Genomic DNA, 18,745 nt, shown 5'->3' with positions numbered 1-18,745 from the left:
AAGCAGGCTCTTTTATTTTTATTTAAAAGGATTATTCTAAGAATTTAACAGTTACGCCAGAACGTACTTTATTACCTAAATCGTTAGCATCCCAGTTAGTTAAACGGATACAACCATGTGATGCAGTTTTAGAAATTAAAGACGGGTTTGGTGTACCGTGAATACCAAAAGATTTTTTACTTAAACCGATCCAGATATTACCTACAGGAGCATTTGGGCCAGGTGGTAAAGAAAGCGGTTTTAAGTTTTTACCTTGTACGAAGTTAGAAGGTGAGTAGCTATACCAAGGGTTACGTGCTACACCAACTACCTTGTAAGTACCGGTCGGAGAAGGCGTATCAGTACTGCCAATTGTTGCAGGAAATGACGCAATCATTTGGTTACGACTGTTGAAGAGGTACAGTTGTTTTGCACCCTTATGCGCAATAATCAAATGAATGTCTTCTGGTAAATCATTGCGTACGTTTGGAACAATGATTTTTTCACCCGCTTTTTTGAATGTCGCAGTTGGGTTAATTTTCTTTAAGAAAGCTTCATCAATATGAAACTTCTCACCCAACATTTCGCTAACACGAGTGTAGTACAAACCTTTCATTTTGGCCTGTAATGCGTAGTCAGAAGGAATTGACTCAGCATATGGACCTTTTAAATCAGCATCAGAAATTGTGTATTCAATAAATGCTGGTTTTGTTTGTTTAGCAACTAATGCATCCCAAGTTTCTTTAGTCAGTTCACCAGTAGGTGATAAACCATTCATTTGTTGGAATGAAGAAATTGCTTTTAAAGTGTTTTTACCGCTCATGCCGTCAATCGCACCTGGCGATGCATGTGCATTATTGAGCATAACATGCGCACGAGCATAAACTGGAAGCTGGCCTTTACCAATATTTTCAGACCATTCAGCCGAGTTTAAGCTATCTAAAGTCCATGACGCAGCAGGTGCTTGTGTTGTAGCAGAGGCAGTTGTGGTTTTAGCTGCTACTGGTGTAGATGCAGCAATACCAGACTCGGCATTTGGGTCTTCAGTTTTTTGCAAATTTTGTAATGTTGTTGACGCTCGATTTAGGTCATTTTGTTCTTGAGCGGTAATTTGTGTCGAAGCTTGAGCTTTTACAGTTGAAGCTGCATCTACTGCTAAAGGATCAATCGGATCTTCTACAGGAGCTGATACCTTTTTAGGGTTCAGGGGTTGCTCAGTTGTTGAAGCAGCAAAAGCAACATTAGCAATAATACAACTTAAACTCATAGCGAGTAATGAGCGAACAAACATGTAATTCAACCTTAAGAATTTTCATATAAGCAATAGGGACTTGATCTAATCTAAAAGTGCATAAAAATACCAATAACTCATCTCTATGAGTTCAAGATTGGCAATTTAGTGGTTAAAAGAATATCAATAGACCCGATGTAACATGTTGCAAGTATTGCAGAAAACCTTGCTGCTTGCAGTAGACTTTTGTGTAAATATGCATTTTTTAGTAGATTGACGAGTTTTTTGTGTGAAATTGAAATTATAAAAATCTTTATGTTTTTGATATGATGCTGCCACATAAAGAATATAGAGATTGGTAATGACGACTTTGAAAAATGATCGTTTCCTACGAGCTTTGTTACGCGAAACTGTAGATACCACACCGGTATGGATGATGCGTCAAGCAGGACGTTATTTGCCTGAATATCGTGAAACACGTTCAAAAGCAGGCGACTTTCTATCTCTATGTAAAAATACAGAATTTGCTTGCGAAGTGACTTTGCAGCCTTTACGCCGCTACGACTTAGATGCAGCGATTTTATTTTCAGATATTTTAACAATTCCTGATGCATTAGGTTTAGGGCTTTATTTTGAAACAGGAGAAGGTCCTAAGTTTCAAAAAACGGTACGTACTGAACAAGATGTGGCGAATTTACCCAAGTTAAATGCAAAATCAGACCTTGATTATGTAATGAATGCGGTAAGTACAATTCGTTCTGCTTTAGGTGGTCAAGTTCCACTGATTGGTTTCTCTGGTAGCCCTTGGACGCTAGCAACTTATATGGTTGAAGGTGGTTCAAGTAAAGAATTCCGTTTTACCAAGCAGATGATGTATGCACAACCAGAAGTTTTGCATGCCTTACTTGATCATTTAGCAGATTCAGTGATTGACTATCTAAATGCTCAAATTGATGCAGGTGCTCAGGCCATCCAGATCTTTGATAGCTGGGGCGGGGCATTAGCACACCGTGAATACGTCGAATTCTCTTTAAACTACATGAATAAAATCATTGCTGGTTTGCAGCGTGAGAAAGATGGCCGTCGTATTCCTGTTATTGTGTTCACGAAAGGTGGCGGTCAATGGTTAGAGCCAATGATTACCACTGGTGCAGATGCATTAGGACTGGACTGGACTACTCCGCTTAATACAGCTCGAAATGTTGTCTCTGGGCGTGTAGCGTTACAAGGCAATCTTGATCCTGCTGTTTTATATGGCTCGGCTGCTTCAATTGAAAAAGCAGTAAAAGCAATGTTAGACGATGCCTACGCAAACGGTGAAAAAACAGGTTACGTTGCTAACTTAGGTCATGGTATTACCCAGTGGGTAGACCCTGCGCAACCAAAAATCTTTGTAGATACAGTACATGAGTATAGTGCTAAATATCTAGGATAGTTTTTGTGCGCCATCTCACTTTACCAATTCATTTTATCGGCAAGGCTGTTTCGGCAGCCTTGTTTGGTATTCTGCTTTTAATTGCTTTTGCTTTCACAGCACCGATGGGAAGCCATGAATATATGGGTTTTTATCGCTATGATTATTTACTCATCTATGCAGTGCTGATTCAGATCTGTCTTTTATATTTAAAACTTGAATCGTGGGCAGAAGCCAAAGTTATTGCTTTATTTCACGTCATGGCGATGGTCATGGAAATATTTTTAACGCATCCCGCGATTGCATCATGGCAATATCCTCAGCCTGCGGTATTTAAAATTTTAACTGTGCCTTTATTTGCAGGCTTTATGTATTCGGCTGTAGGTAGTTTTTTTGCACGATCAATTCGACTGTTTCAAGTTTCTTTTGAAAAGCTCCCAAGTTTTGGAACGATGCTTTTACTGGCATTTTTCTCATATATAAACTTTATGAGTAAATTTTTTGTACCTGATATCCGATATATTTTATTTGCGATCAGTATTTTTATTTTTTGGAAGACTAAGCTTTATTTTCAGCTCAATGAACATAAATTTAAAATCCCGATGTTGCCTGTATTGTTTACACTCGCTTTTCTCATCTGGATTGCTGAAAATATTAGTACTTTTTATAAAATCTGGCTCTATCCAAGTCAGGTAGATGCTTGGCATATGGTGGGCTGGGGTAAATTGGGGTCATGGTATTTATTATTACTCTTAAGTTTAGTACTGGTACTTAAAATATTGGGTCATCGAGATAATCAAGGTAACTGGAATTTAAGATAAATTTTTCTTTTGCACTTTTTATCATATTGTTTATTTTTTAATTGCTAATTCACAACCATCTCGCTATCTTTAATAGCGTGTAATAAAAATTACACATAACAATACAACACATAAGAAACAATCAATAATGATTTTGGAGATTTACATCTATGTTAAAAAAATTAGCTTTAGCTGCGTTATTAGCGGCTGGTTCAAGTGTTGCAATGGCTGACAACGACGTAGGTTGTGGTGTGGGTACACAAGTATGGGCTGGCAAAAAAGGAGTAGCGCCTAAAATTCTTGCTGCAACAACAAACGGTATTTTTACTAACCAATTATTAGGGATCACTTTCGGTACTTTAGGCTGCCGTCAAGGCGGAACAGTAACTGCGCAAGTGGTTACATTCACAAATGAAAATGCTGAAGCTTTAGCACGTGATATGGCAGTAGGCCAAGGTGAAAGCCTGAACGTACTTGCTGAGTTAATGCAAATTAAACCTCAAGACAAAGACCGTTTCTTTAAAATTTCAAAAGCAAACTTTGGTGAAATCTATTCTGCAAATAACCAAAATACGCTTCAAGTTTTAGCATCATTACAAACTGTAATGGCTAAAGATGAAGTTTTAAAAGCTTACGTATAAGTTTGAAACTGAAAACCCTGTCGTATGGCAGGGTTTTTCTTATATTTAATGATAAAAATTGATGAGCTTAATGAAGTCAGTTGTTTTAGTTTTTGCCTCTTTGGCAGTGAATATTGCGTATTCAGCAGATATAAATCCATCTATTCAAAAATATTGGTCAATCGCAGAACAACAAAATCTAGATCAAGATATTACATGGCAAAGGCTCATGTATGCCAATAAAAACCAGAAAAGTGAGGTCACTTACGGTGGCTATTTTCTATCAGAAAATGGAAAAAATAACTTAAAAGAAGAACTGAAAGCGGATATCTCGGCATTATTTATGCCCGCTCAAGATAATCAGTCGATTCGTTGTAAGTTCCCTGCACGTAGCCAATGGCTCATACGAAAATTAGGCATTCAAGAAAATGAATTGCCTCAAGTAAAGTGTACCGAATTTGAAAACTGGATTGGGCAAATTAAGCCCTACAAAGCGACATTAATTTATGCGACCGATTTTATGGGCAATCCGAGCTCCATGTTTGGGCATACTTTATTGCGTTTAGACCCCAAAGATCAGCAGCAATTAAATTTAGTTTCCTATGCTGTAAATTATGCAGCAACGGTGGCAGGCAACGACAACTGGTCATATGCATGGAAAGGTTTAACAGGGCAGTATCCGGGTGAATATTCACTAATGCCTTATTACCGTAAAGTAAAAGAATATGGCGATTTTGAAAGCCGTGATTTATGGGAATATGAGCTAAATTTAACTCCTGAGGAAACACGTTTCTTGGTGTCTCACATTTGGGAAATGCAACATGTGAGTTTCCCTTATTACTTTGTGAGTGATAACTGTGCCTATCGATTGTTGGGATTAGTGGATTTAGTAAAACCTGAATCTAACTTACAAGAAAAATTTACTTATGCCTCCATTCCAATGGAAACTATTAAATCAATGCAGCAGGAGGGACTTACCAAAGCTCCTGTGTATCGACCTGCTTTAGAAACTCAATTATTGGCACAAGCTCATCAGCATGGTGCCTCATTGGCGAAGGTGGCTCATCAAATTACGATGATGCCGACACAGCAGTCTTCTCAGATTTTAAAATCATTTACTGAGCAGGATCAGGCTAAGATTTTAGAGATGGCTTACGATGATTTATACCTCCAATTTATTAGCCGAAAAATAGAAGAAAGTGTTGCTCAGCCGCAGTTACGTCAGCTTTTAGCGCTCAGAAGTCAGATTGATTTAGACAAACAGCGTCAAGAACCAAAAAGACCAATAAAGGAACCGACTCAAGGTCATAACGCGCGTAACTTTTCCGTGAAAGCTGGTGAGGTGCAAGGTGATAAGTTTATCGAAATTGGCCATCGACAAGCCTATCACGACTTAATAGACCCTCAAGGCGGCTATCGTGCAGGTACTCAATTACTATTTTTAAATGGTAATGCACAGTGGCGAGATGATCATTTAAAACTAGAACGTCTTGATTTGTTAGAAGTGAACTCTTATAACCCGATTCAACCTTTTAAAACACCGCTGAGTTGGGGATTTAATTTAGGTTGGCGTCAGGAAGCCATTCATGATGGAAGCTTTAGTGAAGACAAACAACACGGTGTAGCAAGCTTTAATGCTCAGGTCGGTTACAGTCTTGCTGACTATGAGCGCAAACATATTTGCTATGGGCAACTACAGACCTACGTACAAACAGGTTCAAATCTAGATAAAGGATGGCGTGTGGGAATGGGCCCGACTTTAGGTTGTATGAACCAATGGTTTGAGCGTTTCAACTCTGTCGTGCAAATCGAATTGCCCTATTGGGAAGACCAAAATCAATGGAATTTGAGAGTCAATACGCAGTGGCAATATCTGATTAATCGCAATAATGCTGTTCGATTAAACTGGGATTATGAACAACAAAATCATCAAGACTGGATGAAATCAAGTCTAGGATATGTTTGGTTCTTTTAAATAGCATTACGAATAAAAAAAGGGAAAAATGAATGAAATCATTTCTCCCTTTTTTGTTTTAGCAAAAGATTATTTCTTTATTGCATTTAACACAGCATAAGCTGCTTTAATGCGTTCTTCATTTGGAATACGTTTATTGGTTAACATGACTAAACCAATATTTTCTTTAGGAATGAACACGACATATGTTCCGAAACCATTGGTTGAGCCAGTTTTGTGGAACATCTTAACTGAAGGTTCTTTTGAAATAGCAGTCACTTTATTAGGCTTCATCACAATTTGTTCTGAATTACTGTCTAATAAAGTTTGTAAAGGCGCTGGATAAGAAAATTCTTCCCAACCTAATGCTTGATACATGGTGCCGACTTGATAGAAACCTTGATGTGTTTCATTAATTGCACGTTGAATATCTGCTGGATATTTTTGTGGATTTAGGTTGGCATTAATAAACTTAAGCATGTCTGGTAGTGTCGATTTAACGCCGTATGCTGGAGCATCTAGCGGACCAGGGTTAACACGAATTGGCTGATTTTCTTGATTATAGCCAAAAGCATAGTTTTGCATCTGGGTCTTAGGTACATTTACATAGCTATGTTTTAAGCTAAGGCCCGGAAAAATTGTTTTTTCTAAGACTTGGTCGAAAGGTTTATTCATAGACAAAGCAACAACTTTTCCAAATAGGCCAATACTTGGATTTGAATATTGTCTGTATTCACCGATTGGGTTTTTAGGTTTCCAATCTTTGAAAAAAGTTAAAACTTGTTGATCTGTTTGTACTTCATCTGGAAATTGCAAAGCAAGGTTCCCACTTGTATACGTTGCGAGTTGAAGTAAGTTAACTTGGTCAATCGGTGTGTTTTTTAGTTCTTTCCAATATTTACCAGGCGTATCGTCAAAAGAGATTTTTCCTTTATTTTTTGCATATCCACCTGCTGTCGCGGTAAATAATTTACTGACAGAACCTAGTTCAAAAATGGTACTGCTACTTACGGCTTTTTTATCTTGAACAGATTGAAGACCATAATACGTTTCATATTTTTTATTATTCTGAATAACGCCCACGGCCATACCCGGCACATCATATTTATCTAATAAAGGTTTAAAGTTTTGATCTACCAGTTTTTTAATTTCTCGGTCTTTTGGTGTATTGCCCGCATAAATTGAGGTACTAAAAATAAAAAGCGGGGATAAAAGTAGACAAGAAATTTTTTTAAATCGCATGATTAACTCTAAATCGTTTAAAAATAAAGATGCGTACTTTTATAACAAAAATCACCAAATTTAATTGTTATGTTTTATTGGTTAAGTGCTTTAAATAGATATAAAAAAAGCCCAACTTCGTCGGGCTTTTATTTTGGCAGTAAAACTGGATTAATAGCTTTCTGGTACTGCACTTAAAAATTCACGACGTGCTTCTTTGTCGGTTTTAAAATCGCCGACAAATGAAACTGTACGGGTTGTAGACTCTTGTTTACCTACACCACGCATCATCATACACATATGTGCTGAATCGATGACTACAGCAACACCGCGAGCACCAGTCACTTCTGCGACAGCTTCTGCGATTTGTTGAGTCAGATTTTCCTGAATTTGCAAACGGCGAGCAAACATCTCGGTAATTCGTGCAAATTTAGATAGACCGAGAACTTTGCCTTCCGGTAAATAGGCAACATGAACACGACCGTAGAATGGGAGGAGATGATGTTCGCAAAGCGAATAGAATTCAATATTCTTCACCAATACCATTTCATGGTTATCTGATGGGAAAACAGCATTATTGGTGACTTCTTCTAAAGTTTTACTATAGCCAGAAGTTAAATATGAAAAAGCTTTAGCCGCACGCACAGGCGTATCTTTAAGGCCGGGACGATCAAGATCTTCACCGACGGCAGTCAGGATATTTGCGTACGATTGCTGCATTGACATAAGACGTATAAATTTACTCTATTAGACAAGCTCGGCATTGTATCAGAAACATGACCTGATGTTCATAAATCCTCGCACTATATTTATTTTGGTTTTGCGCAAGCTTAATAAAAGATGAATAAATTTCATGTTTTTTATCGTTAATAGTCAAGTGTTTGGACATGAAATGTGCGCTTAATATTGGTAAGTTCTAAATGATCGCGTAATGGCATCATATTTGCACAGAAGCATTATTATAAAGCACAAGGATAAAACATGTTAGAACGTCCAATCACCTTCTTTTTTCGTGGTGGTCAGCAGCAAGTAGAAAATGTAGTACCTACAATGACGGTTTTACAATTTCTACGAGAATATACCCAAACTGGTAAGACTAGGCAGACTGGTACAAAAGAGGGATGTGCTGAGGGCGATTGTGGTGCATGTACAGTAGTGATTGGTGAGTTGGTCAATGACAACCTGCAATTACGCAGTGTGAATGCGTGTATTCAGTTTTTACCCACTTTAGATGGTAAAGCCTTATTTACAGTAGAAGACCTTCATAGCTTATTGCCTGTACAAGATGGCACACTTCATCCGGTACAACAGGCGATGGTTGATATGCATGGTTCACAATGCGGTTTTTGTACACCCGGTTTTATCATGTCGTTGTGGTCAATGTACGAAAATGAACAACATTCTCCAAGCAAAGATAAAATCAGTGATTATCTTTCTGGAAACTTATGTCGCTGTACAGGCTATCGCCCTATTTTAGATGCAGCACAAAAAGCTTATGACTATCCACGTGTTGTATTAGAACGTCAAAAAGTAATTGATGTATTAAAAGAGATCAGAACATTACCTGCATTGCATTTGAATGATCAAAAGCAGCAATTTTTTGCACCCAAGACTTTGCAGGATTTTGCTACTTTACGTTTACAGTTGCCGCAAGCACGTATTGTTGCAGGTAGCACAGATGTAGGTTTGTGGGTCACAAAGCAGGGCCGTGATTTGGGCGATATGCTTTATATCGGTCAAGTTGAAGAGCTGAAAAAGATTGTAGTCACAGACCATGCTTTAACGATTGGAGCAAATGTAAGTTTGAGCGATGCACTCATTAAAATTTCAGATTTTTATTCCGACTTTCAAGAATTGCAGCGCCGTTTTGCTTCCATGCCGATTAAAAATGCAGGAACTTTAGGTGGAAATATTGCCAATGGTTCGCCGATTGGCGATTCAATGCCGGCATTAATTACACTAGGTACACGATTGATTTTGCGTGTAGGTGAAGAGACCCGTGAAATTGCTTTGGAAGACTTTTATTTAGACTATCAAAAAACAGCATTACGACTTGGTGAGTTTGTTGAGGCGATTGTTATTCCGCTTCGCGAAGGGCAGACACGTTTTAAATTTGCCAGCTATAAAATTGCCAAACGTTTTGAGCAAGATATTTCTGCGGTATGTGCAGCCATTTCATGCGATTTAGATAATGATGATGTCGCTCACAATGTAAGAATTGCTTTTGGTGGTATGGCTGCTATTCCCAAACGTGCAAAATATGCAGAAGCCATATTGGAAGGTCAGCAACTTACAGCAGAATTGATCGTTCTGGCACAAGAGGCCTTGTCGCAAGACTATCAACCCTTAGATGATGGACGTGCTAGCTCGGCATATCGTTTACACGTCGCAAAAAACTGTTTACAGCGGTTTTATGTAGAAAAAATCCTGTCTCAAACGATCACTCGTGTGAATGACTTGATTGCTATGGTGGAGATCTAACATGAATCAAACCATTGACTTAAATATTTCTAAAAAATCAGCTAAAGCAGGCGACTCGATTCCACATGAGAGCGCGCATTTACACGTAACGGGGCAGGCAACTTATATTGATGATTTACCCGAGCTTGAAAATACCATGCATTTGGCGGTCGGATTTTCAAGTTGTGCCAAAGGTAAAATCAGTAAGTTTGATTTGGATGCCGTACGTCAGGCTGAAGGTGTTTATGCAGTTTTTTCGGCAAAGGATATTGAGGTTGAAAATAATTGGGGGCCGATTGTTAAAGATGACCCAATTTTTGCCGAAGAGCAGGTTGAGTTTTATGGACAAGCCTTGTTTGTGGTTGTTGCCGAGAGTTATCAACAAGCCCGTCAGGCAGTTCGCTTGGCAAAAATTGAGTATGAGCCCGAAACCCCAATTTTAACGATTCAAGATGCAATTGAAAAAGAATCGTGGGTGTTACCGCCTGTTGAATTTAGCCATGGTGAAGTTGAGCAGGCATTTCAAAACGCAGCCCATCAACTTTCTGGAACCATTGAGCTGGGTGGGCAAGAGCATTTTTATCTTGAAGGGCAAATTTCCTATGCGATTCCACAAGAAAATCAGAGTTTAAAAGTCTATTGCTCGACACAACATCCAACCGAAATGCAGTTACTGATTTGTCATGCATTAGGCATGAATATGCATCAGGTCAGTGTGGAAAGTCGCCGTATGGGTGGCGGTTTTGGTGGTAAAGAGTCACAGTCGGCGCAGTGGGCATGCATTGCATCTTTGGCAGCACAAAAAACAGGTCGTCCGTGTAAATTACGCTTGGATCGTGACGATGACATGAGTGCTACAGGCAAACGTCACGGTTTTGCTTATGAGTGGTCTGTAGCTTTTGATGACAGTGGTGTTCTGCAAGGCTTAAAGGTACAACTGGCTTCAAACTGCGGTTTTTCGGCTGATCTTTCTGGGCCAGTAAATGAACGTGCGATTTGCCATATTGGCAATGCCTATTATCTAAATGCAGTTCAGTTGCGTAACTTACGTTGTAAAACCAATACTGTTTCTAATACCGCATACCGTGGTTTTGGTGGACCGCAAGGCATGTTTGTGATTGAAAATATTATTGATGACATTGCTCGTTATTTAGGTTGTGACCCGGTTGAAATTCGTCAACGTAATTTCTTTGCCGAACAGCCCGGTGCTGGACGTGACCGTATGCACTATGGGGCAGAAGTCCGTGATAATGTTGCGCCAAAATTGGTAGCTGAATTATTGCAGACTAGCGATTATGCGAAACGCAAACAGGCTATTCAGGCCTTTAATCAGAACAATGACATCATTAAACGTGGTATTGCGTTAACCCCATTAATGTTTGGTATTTCGTTTAACGCCGTGCATTACAATCAGGCAGGTGCACTGGTCTATGTCTACATGGATGGCACTGTCGCGATTACGCACGGTGGTACAGAAATGGGACAAGGGCTATATACCAAAGTACGGCAGGTCGCTGCACATGAGTTGGGTTTACCAATCGATAGCGTTCGTTTAATTGCAACCGATACTTCTCGTGTACCAAATACTTCGGCAACTGCAGCATCAAGTGGCGCAGATCTAAACGGTAAAGCTGTTCAAAATGCCTGTATTAAAATTCGTGAGCGTCTGGCTAAACTTGCAGCCGAAATAAGTCAAAGTGAAGCTGAACAAGTCCAGTTTGAAGATAGTATGGTTTCAACAGCGAATGGTCATTCATGGACATTTCCTGACTTGGTTCAACGAGCATATATGGCACGTGTACAACTATGGGACAGTGGTTTTTATAAAACTCCAGAAATTCACTATGATCAGGTCAACCATTTAGGGCGTCCATTTTTCTATTATGCCTATGGTGCAGCGGTTAGTGAGGTCGCAATAGATACCTTAACTGGGGAAATGAAAGTATTACGTGCTGACATTTTGCATGATGTCGGGCAGTCAATTAACCCTGCAATTGATATTGGACAAATTGAAGGCGGTTTTGTGCAAGGGATGGGATGGCTTACGACAGAAGAGCTGTATTGGCAGCCGCATGGACCACACGCAGGCCATTTGTTTACCCATGCGCCTTCAACTTATAAAATCCCGACCAGTGTAGATATTCCTCATATTTTTAATGTCAAACTGTTCAATAATCAAAATCAGGCAGACACCATTTACCGCTCCAAAGCGGTAGGTGAACCCCCATTTATGTTGGCATTATCTGTTTTCTCTGCAATTCGTCAGGCGGTACAGGCGGCTATTCCCGAAAAAGCTCCGCTCGTGCTCAATGCTCCAGCAACTGCCGAAGAAATTTTACGTGCAATTGCGATTGGACGGGGACAAGCTTTGGCTGCTCGCCCACAGGCTAAAATGTAGAAGATTATGCAACGTTTACAATGGTGGACTGATTTTGTAGCGTGGCAAGTTGATGCTCTGCCTATGGTATTGGTCACAGTAGTCCGCGCTGATGGTTCAACACCACGAGAAGTTGGTGCAACCATGTTATTGCGGTTTAATTCGCAACAGCAATGGCAGCAGTCAGATACGATCGGCGGTGGGCATTTAGAGTTTCAGGCGATTGATATTGCTAAAGCAATTTTAAAAGAAAAGGAAACTTGTGTGAGGCGTATTGAACGCTTTAACCTCAGTGCTCGGTTAGGGCAGTGTTGTGGCGGAGTAATGTGGTTATTGTTTGAAAAAATATCACCCGCTACGGTCACATCGGATTTATCCGTGAGTTTGCAAGCATGGCGAGCTGGAAGGCATATATGGCGTAACGTCTCACATCAATATGCATCCACTTGGCAGACTATGGATAGGGAACAACAACCAAGTTTCGAGTTTGATTCTGACAGTAGTGAGCAATGGCAATTTGGCCAGCAGATTCAGCCTTATGCCATGCAAGTACTGATTTGTGGTGCAGGGCATGTGGGTGAAGCAATTGTTCGTTGTTTATTGCCTATTGGTGTTCGGGTGAAATGGATTGATCCGCGTGATGATATTTTTCCACCAGATTTACTGCAACAGGTGCAATGCTTAACGACTGATACCTTAGAAGCCGAGATTGAGCATTTTGACCGTTCAGGTGCAGTTTTAATTTTAACGCACGATCATCAACTAGATTTGCAACTGTGTTTTACAGCCTTAAAACCTACGGCAAAACCATTTGCTTATGTTGGGATGATTGGCTCAAAAAGTAAAAGGGCTATTTTTGAAAAACGCATGCAGGTGCGAGGTTATACTCCGGAAACTTTGCAACGTTTGGTTTGCCCGATCGGGATAGAAGGGATTTCATCGAAACAACCTGCAACGATTGCCGTTGCAGTGGTTGCTCAATTATTGCAGGTGTTTGATGTAAAAAAATGATCCCAAAGGATCATTTTTTTTGTTCGAACTTAGGATTTTTTTCTGCACGTTTAAGCAGCACGAGAACAGCGCCGGTACCACCTTGATTTTCAGGGGCACTTACAAAGGCCAAAACATCACGATGCTGACGTAACCATCCATTGACATAGGTTTTTAAGACCGCTTCTGGGCCTTTACCATGCACAATTTTGATGACATTTTGATTTTCATCTTTTGCCATCTGAATAATTTGTAAAACTGCGTCACGTGCTTGTTCAATGGTACAGCCATGTAAATCTACAGCTTCAAACCAGCGCATCTTGCCTGCTTTTAAATCTTCAAAAACTTTATGTTGAAGAGTCGCAATGCGATAGCTCAAAGTTGCTTGGCTTGCGACCGGATTTAAAGCAGCTTGCGTATCTGATAACTCAGCATGTTCGGTATCACGGCCACCTTCGGCAGCTGCACGTTTCGCTAGCGTTTGTGCATCGACTTTTCTGGCACGAGGTATTTTTACATCGGCAACATTGCTATTGTTGATGCGTTTTACACCTGCAACAGCCTGTTGAAACAGATGGGTATCTTCCAATTCTTCAGACTCAGCCTGAGATTTTTTAGTCTCAGGCTGATTTGTGATTTTGCTTGAATGAGGATTGGAGATTTGCTTTTTAAATTGCTTCAATAACTTCTGTTGCTCTTTAGAAAGCGATGAATCTTTATTACTCATATATCTTCATTAAACCGTTTGGGGTTGTCCAAAAAGGGCAGTAAAAGCTTGATCTGGACGAGGTTGTTTCATAAAACTTTCGCCCACCAAGAAGCTGTGAATATCATGCTCTTGCATCATATGTACATCATCTGGTGTCGCAATACCGCTTTCAGTAATTAATAAACGTGAGGTCGGAAGTAATTTTTTCAATCGAATGGATGTATTTAAATCTACATCAAACGTTTTTAAATTACGGTTATTCACGCCTAATAAACATTGCTCAGAAAGCTTTAAAGCGCGTTCCATTTCTTCTTCGTCATGAACTTCAACCAATACATCAAGTTGATGCTCAAACGCAGTTTTAGACATTTCTTCAAGTTGCTGGTCAGACAAGCAAGCAACAATTAATAAAATACAGTCAGCATGCAAAGCACGAGCTTCAACTACATTATATGGGTCAATCAGAAAGTCTTTACGTAAAGCAGGGAGGGCACAATGATTGCGAGCAATCGCAATATTTTCATCTGCTCCCTGAAAGAAATCAACATCGGTCAGTACCGATAGACATGCTGCTCCAGCTTGTTCATATTGCTGGGCAATTTCGGCAGGATTAAAGTCTGCGCGAATGATTCCTTTTGATGGAGACGCTTTTTTAATTTCAGCAATCACACCAGGGCGTTTATGTTTTAAAGCATTTGCAAAGCCTCGAACTGGAGTCGCAGCTTTTGCTAGTTCTTCAACATCTTGCAAATTACGTTGTTTTAAACGCGCAGCAAGTTCCTCATGTTTACGGTCAACAATTTTACCTAAAATGGTATTTTGAATATTAATCATGAGAAATCCTTAATCTGCCTGAGATTGCTTTAATGTTTTGGTAAATTCAGCCAAAACACTCATTTTTTCTAAAGCCTGTCCGCCATAGATAATATCTTGAGCGAATGTAACAGCCTGAGCATAAGTTTTGGTAATGCCCGCCACATAGATGCCTGCACCTGCATTAAGCGCAATCATGTTTGCTGCTTTTTCACCAATATCGGATTTATTTTTGCTTAAAGCATCTTTAATTAACTTTAGACTTGCTGTTGCATCAGCGACAACCAAACCACTTAAAGTTTGCGACTCAATTCCCACATCTTCAGGATTAAGCGTCCACTCAGTAATTTCACCATCTTTGAGTTCGGCAATAGCAGTAGGAGCAGCAAGACTGATTTCATCAAGACCATCTTTTGAATGAACAACCATCACGTGTTCAGCACCTAGTTGTTTCATCACTTCGGCAATTGGGCGACACAGTTCATCTGAGAACACACCAATTACAAAGCGTTTTACACCAGCTGGATTGGTCAGTGGGCCGAGTAAATTAAAAATACTTCGAATGCCAAGTTCACGACGTGGTCCAGCAGCGTATTTCATGGCTTTATGATGGTTTGGAGCAAACAAGAAACCTACACCCATTTCACGGATGCAGCGTTCGGTTTGTTGCATATCTAAATCAAGATGAATACCTGCTTGTTCAAGTAGGTCTGATGAGCCTGATTTACTTGAAACGCCACGGTTACCATGTTTTGCAATGGTTGCACCTGCTGCTGCAATGACAAAGCTTGAGGCTGTAGAGACGTTAAATAAATTTTGGCCATCACCACCAGTACCCACAATATCAACCAAGTGTTTGATATCGCTTACATCGATCTTGATCGCAAATTCGCGCATGACACGTGCAGCAGCTGTCATTTCGTCAATGCTTTCACCTTTCATGCGTAGGCCCATCATTAAAGCACCAATTTGTGCTTCGGTTGCCTCACCTTGCATGATGCTGCGCATAATTTCTTCCATTTGAGGCTGAGTCAAATGAATGTTCTTGGTAATGTGGTTGAGCGCCTGTTGGATATTCATAGTCATGATTTACAGCATTAATGATTAAAATTTTTAGGTGAAGTTGATCAAGAGTGGGATGTTCAGCTTGTTGCGTTCCATGTTTCACTAGCTACGGGGAGCTATGTTAGCAGAAAATAACCAAAGATTTTTGTTGTTCGATACGAGTTTTAAAAAATTTGCTGGTTTATTACTTTAGTTTGATTAATAAACAGAATTTATTCATTGAAAAAGGTTTTAGTTTGTTGTGAGTTTTTATGATAAATAATTAACCATTTGGTATATCTTAAACATAAATATATCTAGGAAAAATGCGTATAAATCAGCCAAATAAAAGTGGATATAGTAGGGCGATCTTTATTTTGTCTATTAATAAATATGTATTTAAATAACTTGAAATATGTAGGAGCTTTAAAAAATAAGCGCTCATTTATTTTTGTATTTGTTGCACTGTTTCATCCACTAGAAAGCTATGCGCAAGAAGCTGTAGAGCAACCACAAAAGCAAGCTAAAACAGATAAAGTAGTCCGTGTTGCTGTGACAGGGTCTCGGATTTCAAAAGCACAAAAAGATGGCCCGACTAGTGTGACCATAATTACCGCAGCCGATATTGAAAAACAAGGTTTTAGTAATGCATTTGATGCACTCAATAATTTGACGCAGAACACGGGTTTTGTACAAGGTGCCGATTATGGAAATACTTTTACACCTGCGGCTAACGCTATTAGCTTACGAGGCTTAGGACCGAATCATACTTTGACTTTGATTAATGGACATCGGGTTGCAGACTATCCTGTACCTTATGATGGCTCTGTCAATTTCGTAAATTTAGCCAATATTCCAACTGCTATTATTGATCGTATTGAAATATTAAACGGTGGTGCCTCTGCAATTTATGGTTCAGATGCAATCGCAGGTGTTGTGAATATCATTCTAAAAAAGAAAACAGACGGTACTCAATTTAATATTAAGGCAGGCGGAACAAAAGAAGGCGGTGAAAACTTACGTTTACAACTGAGTGGTAGTAAAACTTTAGACAAGCTCAGCCTTGTTTATGGGGTTGAACTCAGTGGCCGTGAACCGATTTGGGCAGCCGATCGAGATTTTATGTCGAGCCGAACTCGTTTGGGAGAAAAACCAGATACGGTTGTAGGTCGTAAAAATGCCAATACTGGAAAATATCTTTCCATTGGTGGGTGTCAGGCCTTTAATGGTTTATTCAAAGGTTCAGTCAGTAATATAGGACAAGCTGGTGCAGACAATTGTGCTAGTGGTTTGGCACGACCAACCTATTGGACGGTCCAAACCCAAAACCGCAGTCAAAATGGTTATCTCGGTTTAGACTATGAGTTAAATGATAAAACTCAATTGTTTGCCGATTTTTTAATTGGCGCCAATCAAATTGAAAACAATACGCGTGGTCCGACATGGACATCTTTAGGCGCATCGAGTGGTTATTTCCTAAATCAAGATTCGGGAAATTATGAAATTTGGAATCGTCGTTTTGCACCTGAAGAATTAGGCGGGGTAGAACGCGTAAATAAAAAATGGAAAGAACTTTCTTCAAATTTAAATTTTGGAATTCGAGGCGATATTGGGGAGACGAGCTGGAGTTATGAGGCGGCCTATAATGGTTCCATCTATACTAGTCAGCTACGCCGCCAAGGCTTATTACGTTCGAATGTTGATGAGTACTTCTTAGGTCAGCAACTTGGCACAGATGCAGATGGTATTCCTATTTATTCCCCTCATTTAGATCGTTTAAGTCGACCACTAACAGCAAGTGAATTTGAAAGTATTTCGGGCACAACAAAAGAAAAAGATAAGTCATGGGCACAAAGTTTAACCTTAAGTGCGAATGGTGATGTGTTTAAGTTACCTGCGGGAACTGCCAAACTTGCAGCAGTGGCTGAAATTGGGCGTCAAGGCTTTTCAATTAAGCCAGATCAGGCACTTGAAAATGGTGAGTTTTATAATGCGAGTTCTAGTGGCGAATATAGTGGCACTCGTACACGCCAAGCACTTGGTGCAGAATTATTCTTGCCTTTAGCGAAACCATTAAATTTAACGCTGTCTGGACGTTATGACCGTTATGCTTTGTCAGATAACAGCATTGATAAGTTAACTTTCGGTTCGGGTCTCGAGTTTAGACCACATCCGACTTTATTGGTGCGCGGTAACTACGCGACTAGCTTTCGTGCACCAGATATGAACTATCTGTTCTTAAATAAGCAAAAAGGTTATTTCGCAAGTACGACCGATTATTTACGTTGTAGCCAAACGGGACAACCTTTAGATAAATGTAGCTTTAAAGATTACTCGCCTGGGGCGAACTATACTTTAACTGGAAACAAAGAGCTGAAACCTGAAGAGGGTAAATCTTATGGTGCAGGTTTTGTTTGGTCACCAACCAATAAATTTGATATCAGCATCGATTACTGGGATATCAAAATTGATAATCTTGTGACCAATTTAAGTGAAGATAAAATTCTACGTTTAGAGGCAGATTGTCGTTTAGGCAACCAAGATATTAACTCTGCAGCTTGTATTGATGCATTGGCACGTGTAGAGCGTAACCCTGCAAATGCAGTTGTCGATCCAAATGTGATTAAGAATATTAATATTGTTCCGATTAATGCTGCATCAGACCATACCCGTGGGATTGATTTCACTAGCAGATGGCGCTGGAAAACAGAGAGCTTTGGTAACTTTCTCTGGACGATCAATTATAGCCGTGTACTAGAACATGAATATCAACAATCAAAAGATGGCGAGAAAGATGACTATTTAAAAGATTTAACCATTCCTGATTGGCGTGACCGTTTTAATACCAGTCTCAGCTGGAGCTTTGGTGATTGGGCATCAACAGTATTAGTTAATCGTTATGGCAAAATTCCAAACGGCGACCAGACTGCCTATCTAAGCCCAACGTATTTAGTGAACTGGAGCGGTACTTATCAAATCTCTCCAAAAGCGTCTGCTTCAATCATTATTAATAACCTGTTTGACAAAGTGAAACGAGATGACACAGGCGGTTGGCCGTATTATCCGGTAGGATCATATTCACCATTTGGCCGTCAAGGTTGGTTGGAGTTTAACTATAAATTCTAAGAATGAT

At 39.7% G+C, this 18,745-nt stretch carries 14 protein-coding genes; 8 read left to right on the top strand and 6 right to left on the bottom strand.

Annotated features, from left to right (window positions below):
• Positions 1-31: 31 nt before the first annotated feature.
• A complete protein-coding gene (locus tag AW165_RS01470; protein WP_060464774.1) occupies positions 32-1,270 on the bottom strand; it encodes a L,D-transpeptidase family protein in 1,239 nt (412 codons plus the stop codon).
• 301 nt (positions 1,271-1,571) lie between these two features.
• Between AW165_RS01470 and hemE the strand changes: the two genes are divergently transcribed.
• The 4 genes from hemE to AW165_RS01450 all read left to right on the top strand — a co-directional run bounded on the left by hemE (position 1,572) and on the right by AW165_RS01450 (position 6,019).
• Positions 1,572-2,645, top strand: coding sequence for a uroporphyrinogen decarboxylase (gene hemE / locus AW165_RS01465; protein WP_060464773.1), 1,074 nt, complete (start codon positions 1,572-1,574; stop codon positions 2,643-2,645).
• A 5-nt stretch (positions 2,646-2,650) separates the two neighbouring features.
• Positions 2,651-3,445 (top strand): DUF817 family protein, encoded by a 795-nt coding sequence (locus AW165_RS01460; protein WP_057074388.1) that lies wholly within the window; start codon positions 2,651-2,653, stop codon positions 3,443-3,445.
• Between the two features lie 149 nt (positions 3,446-3,594).
• Complete coding sequence (locus AW165_RS01455; protein WP_060464772.1) at positions 3,595-4,065, top strand: DUF3015 family protein; 471 nt, start codon at positions 3,595-3,597, stop codon at positions 4,063-4,065.
• A gap of 61 nt (positions 4,066-4,126) precedes the next feature.
• Complete coding sequence (locus AW165_RS01450) at positions 4,127-6,019, top strand: DUF4105 domain-containing protein (RefSeq protein ID WP_060464771.1); 1,893 nt, start codon at positions 4,127-4,129, stop codon at positions 6,017-6,019.
• 69 nt (positions 6,020-6,088) lie between these two features.
• Here the strand turns inward: AW165_RS01450 and blaADC are convergent, their stop codons facing one another.
• Positions 6,089-7,240 carry an ADC family extended-spectrum class C beta-lactamase gene (gene blaADC / locus AW165_RS01445; protein WP_060464770.1) on the bottom strand — a complete coding sequence of 384 codons (1,152 nt, stop codon included), beginning with the start codon at positions 7,238-7,240 and terminating at the stop codon, positions 6,089-6,091.
• Positions 7,241-7,390: 150 nt separating this feature from the next.
• Positions 7,391-7,939 (bottom strand): GTP cyclohydrolase I FolE, encoded by a 549-nt coding sequence (gene folE, locus AW165_RS01440; protein ID WP_002118643.1) that lies wholly within the window; start codon positions 7,937-7,939, stop codon positions 7,391-7,393.
• 261 nt (positions 7,940-8,200) lie between these two features.
• On the opposite strand from folE, the gene xdhA reads away from it, so the two are divergent.
• Genes xdhA through xdhC form a run of 3 tightly spaced genes read left to right on the top strand, consistent with a single transcriptional unit; the run spans position 8,201 to position 13,067 of the window.
• The gene (xdhA, locus tag AW165_RS01435; protein ID WP_060464769.1) at positions 8,201-9,700 is read left to right on the top strand and encodes a xanthine dehydrogenase small subunit; all 1,500 of its coding nucleotides are present in this window, start codon (positions 8,201-8,203) and stop codon (positions 9,698-9,700) included.
• 1 nt (position 9,701) lies between these two features.
• Positions 9,702-12,077, top strand: coding sequence for a xanthine dehydrogenase molybdopterin binding subunit (gene xdhB / locus AW165_RS01430; protein WP_060464768.1), 2,376 nt, complete (start codon positions 9,702-9,704; stop codon positions 12,075-12,077).
• A 6-nt stretch (positions 12,078-12,083) separates the two neighbouring features.
• Positions 12,084-13,067 (top strand): xanthine dehydrogenase accessory protein XdhC, encoded by a 984-nt coding sequence (xdhC, locus tag AW165_RS01425; protein WP_060464767.1) that lies wholly within the window; start codon positions 12,084-12,086, stop codon positions 13,065-13,067.
• Positions 13,068-13,077: 10 nt separating this feature from the next.
• Here the strand turns inward: xdhC and AW165_RS01420 are convergent, their stop codons facing one another.
• The 3 genes from AW165_RS01420 to trpD are packed head-to-tail and all read right to left on the bottom strand — an operon-like array spanning position 13,078 to position 15,648.
• Positions 13,078-13,773: a Smr/MutS family protein gene (locus tag AW165_RS01420; RefSeq protein ID WP_014207268.1), complete on the bottom strand. Its 696-nt coding sequence runs from the start codon at positions 13,771-13,773 to the stop codon at positions 13,078-13,080.
• Positions 13,774-13,782: 9 nt separating this feature from the next.
• A complete protein-coding gene (gene trpC, locus AW165_RS01415; protein WP_032035720.1) occupies positions 13,783-14,589 on the bottom strand; it encodes an indole-3-glycerol phosphate synthase TrpC in 807 nt (268 codons plus the stop codon).
• A 9-nt stretch (positions 14,590-14,598) separates the two neighbouring features.
• A complete protein-coding gene (trpD, locus tag AW165_RS01410) occupies positions 14,599-15,648 on the bottom strand; it encodes an anthranilate phosphoribosyltransferase (protein WP_002118605.1) in 1,050 nt (349 codons plus the stop codon).
• 357 nt (positions 15,649-16,005) lie between these two features.
• On the opposite strand from trpD, the gene AW165_RS01405 reads away from it, so the two are divergent.
• Positions 16,006-18,738: a TonB-dependent receptor plug domain-containing protein gene (locus tag AW165_RS01405; RefSeq protein ID WP_060464766.1), complete on the top strand. Its 2,733-nt coding sequence runs from the start codon at positions 16,006-16,008 to the stop codon at positions 18,736-18,738.
• Positions 18,739-18,745: the final 7 nt, after the last annotated feature.

It is taken from the genome of Acinetobacter sp. LMB-5 (genome assembly GCF_001541635.1).
In the GTDB taxonomy this organism is placed as follows: Bacteria; Pseudomonadota; Gammaproteobacteria; order Pseudomonadales; family Moraxellaceae; genus Acinetobacter; species Acinetobacter pittii.
The sequence above is the reverse complement of the archived record's forward strand: the minus strand, read 5'-3'. Positions and strand labels throughout refer to the sequence as shown.

Coding starts and splice junctions, on each gene's coding strand:
- AW165_RS01470 (WP_060464774.1), bottom strand. CDS start 1,270: ATGTTTGTTCGCTCATTACTCGCTATGAGTTTAAGTTGTATTATTGCT.
- hemE (WP_060464773.1), top strand. CDS start 1,572: ATGACGACTTTGAAAAATGATCGTTTCCTACGAGCTTTGTTACGCGAA.
- AW165_RS01455 (WP_060464772.1), top strand. CDS start 3,595: ATGTTAAAAAAATTAGCTTTAGCTGCGTTATTAGCGGCTGGTTCAAGT.
- AW165_RS01450 (WP_060464771.1), top strand. CDS start 4,127: ATGAGCTTAATGAAGTCAGTTGTTTTAGTTTTTGCCTCTTTGGCAGTG.
- blaADC (WP_060464770.1), bottom strand. CDS start 7,240: ATGCGATTTAAAAAAATTTCTTGTCTACTTTTATCCCCGCTTTTTATT.
- folE (WP_002118643.1), bottom strand. CDS start 7,939: ATGCAGCAATCGTACGCAAATATCCTGACTGCCGTCGGTGAAGATCTT.
- xdhA (WP_060464769.1), top strand. CDS start 8,201: ATGTTAGAACGTCCAATCACCTTCTTTTTTCGTGGTGGTCAGCAGCAA.
- xdhB (WP_060464768.1), top strand. CDS start 9,702: ATGAATCAAACCATTGACTTAAATATTTCTAAAAAATCAGCTAAAGCA.
- xdhC (WP_060464767.1), top strand. CDS start 12,084: ATGCAACGTTTACAATGGTGGACTGATTTTGTAGCGTGGCAAGTTGAT.
- AW165_RS01420 (WP_014207268.1), bottom strand. CDS start 13,773: ATGAGTAATAAAGATTCATCGCTTTCTAAAGAGCAACAGAAGTTATTG.
- trpC (WP_032035720.1), bottom strand. CDS start 14,589: ATGATTAATATTCAAAATACCATTTTAGGTAAAATTGTTGACCGTAAA.
- trpD (WP_002118605.1), bottom strand. CDS start 15,648: ATGAATATCCAACAGGCGCTCAACCACATTACCAAGAACATTCATTTG.
- AW165_RS01405 (WP_060464766.1), top strand. CDS start 16,006: ATGTATTTAAATAACTTGAAATATGTAGGAGCTTTAAAAAATAAGCGC.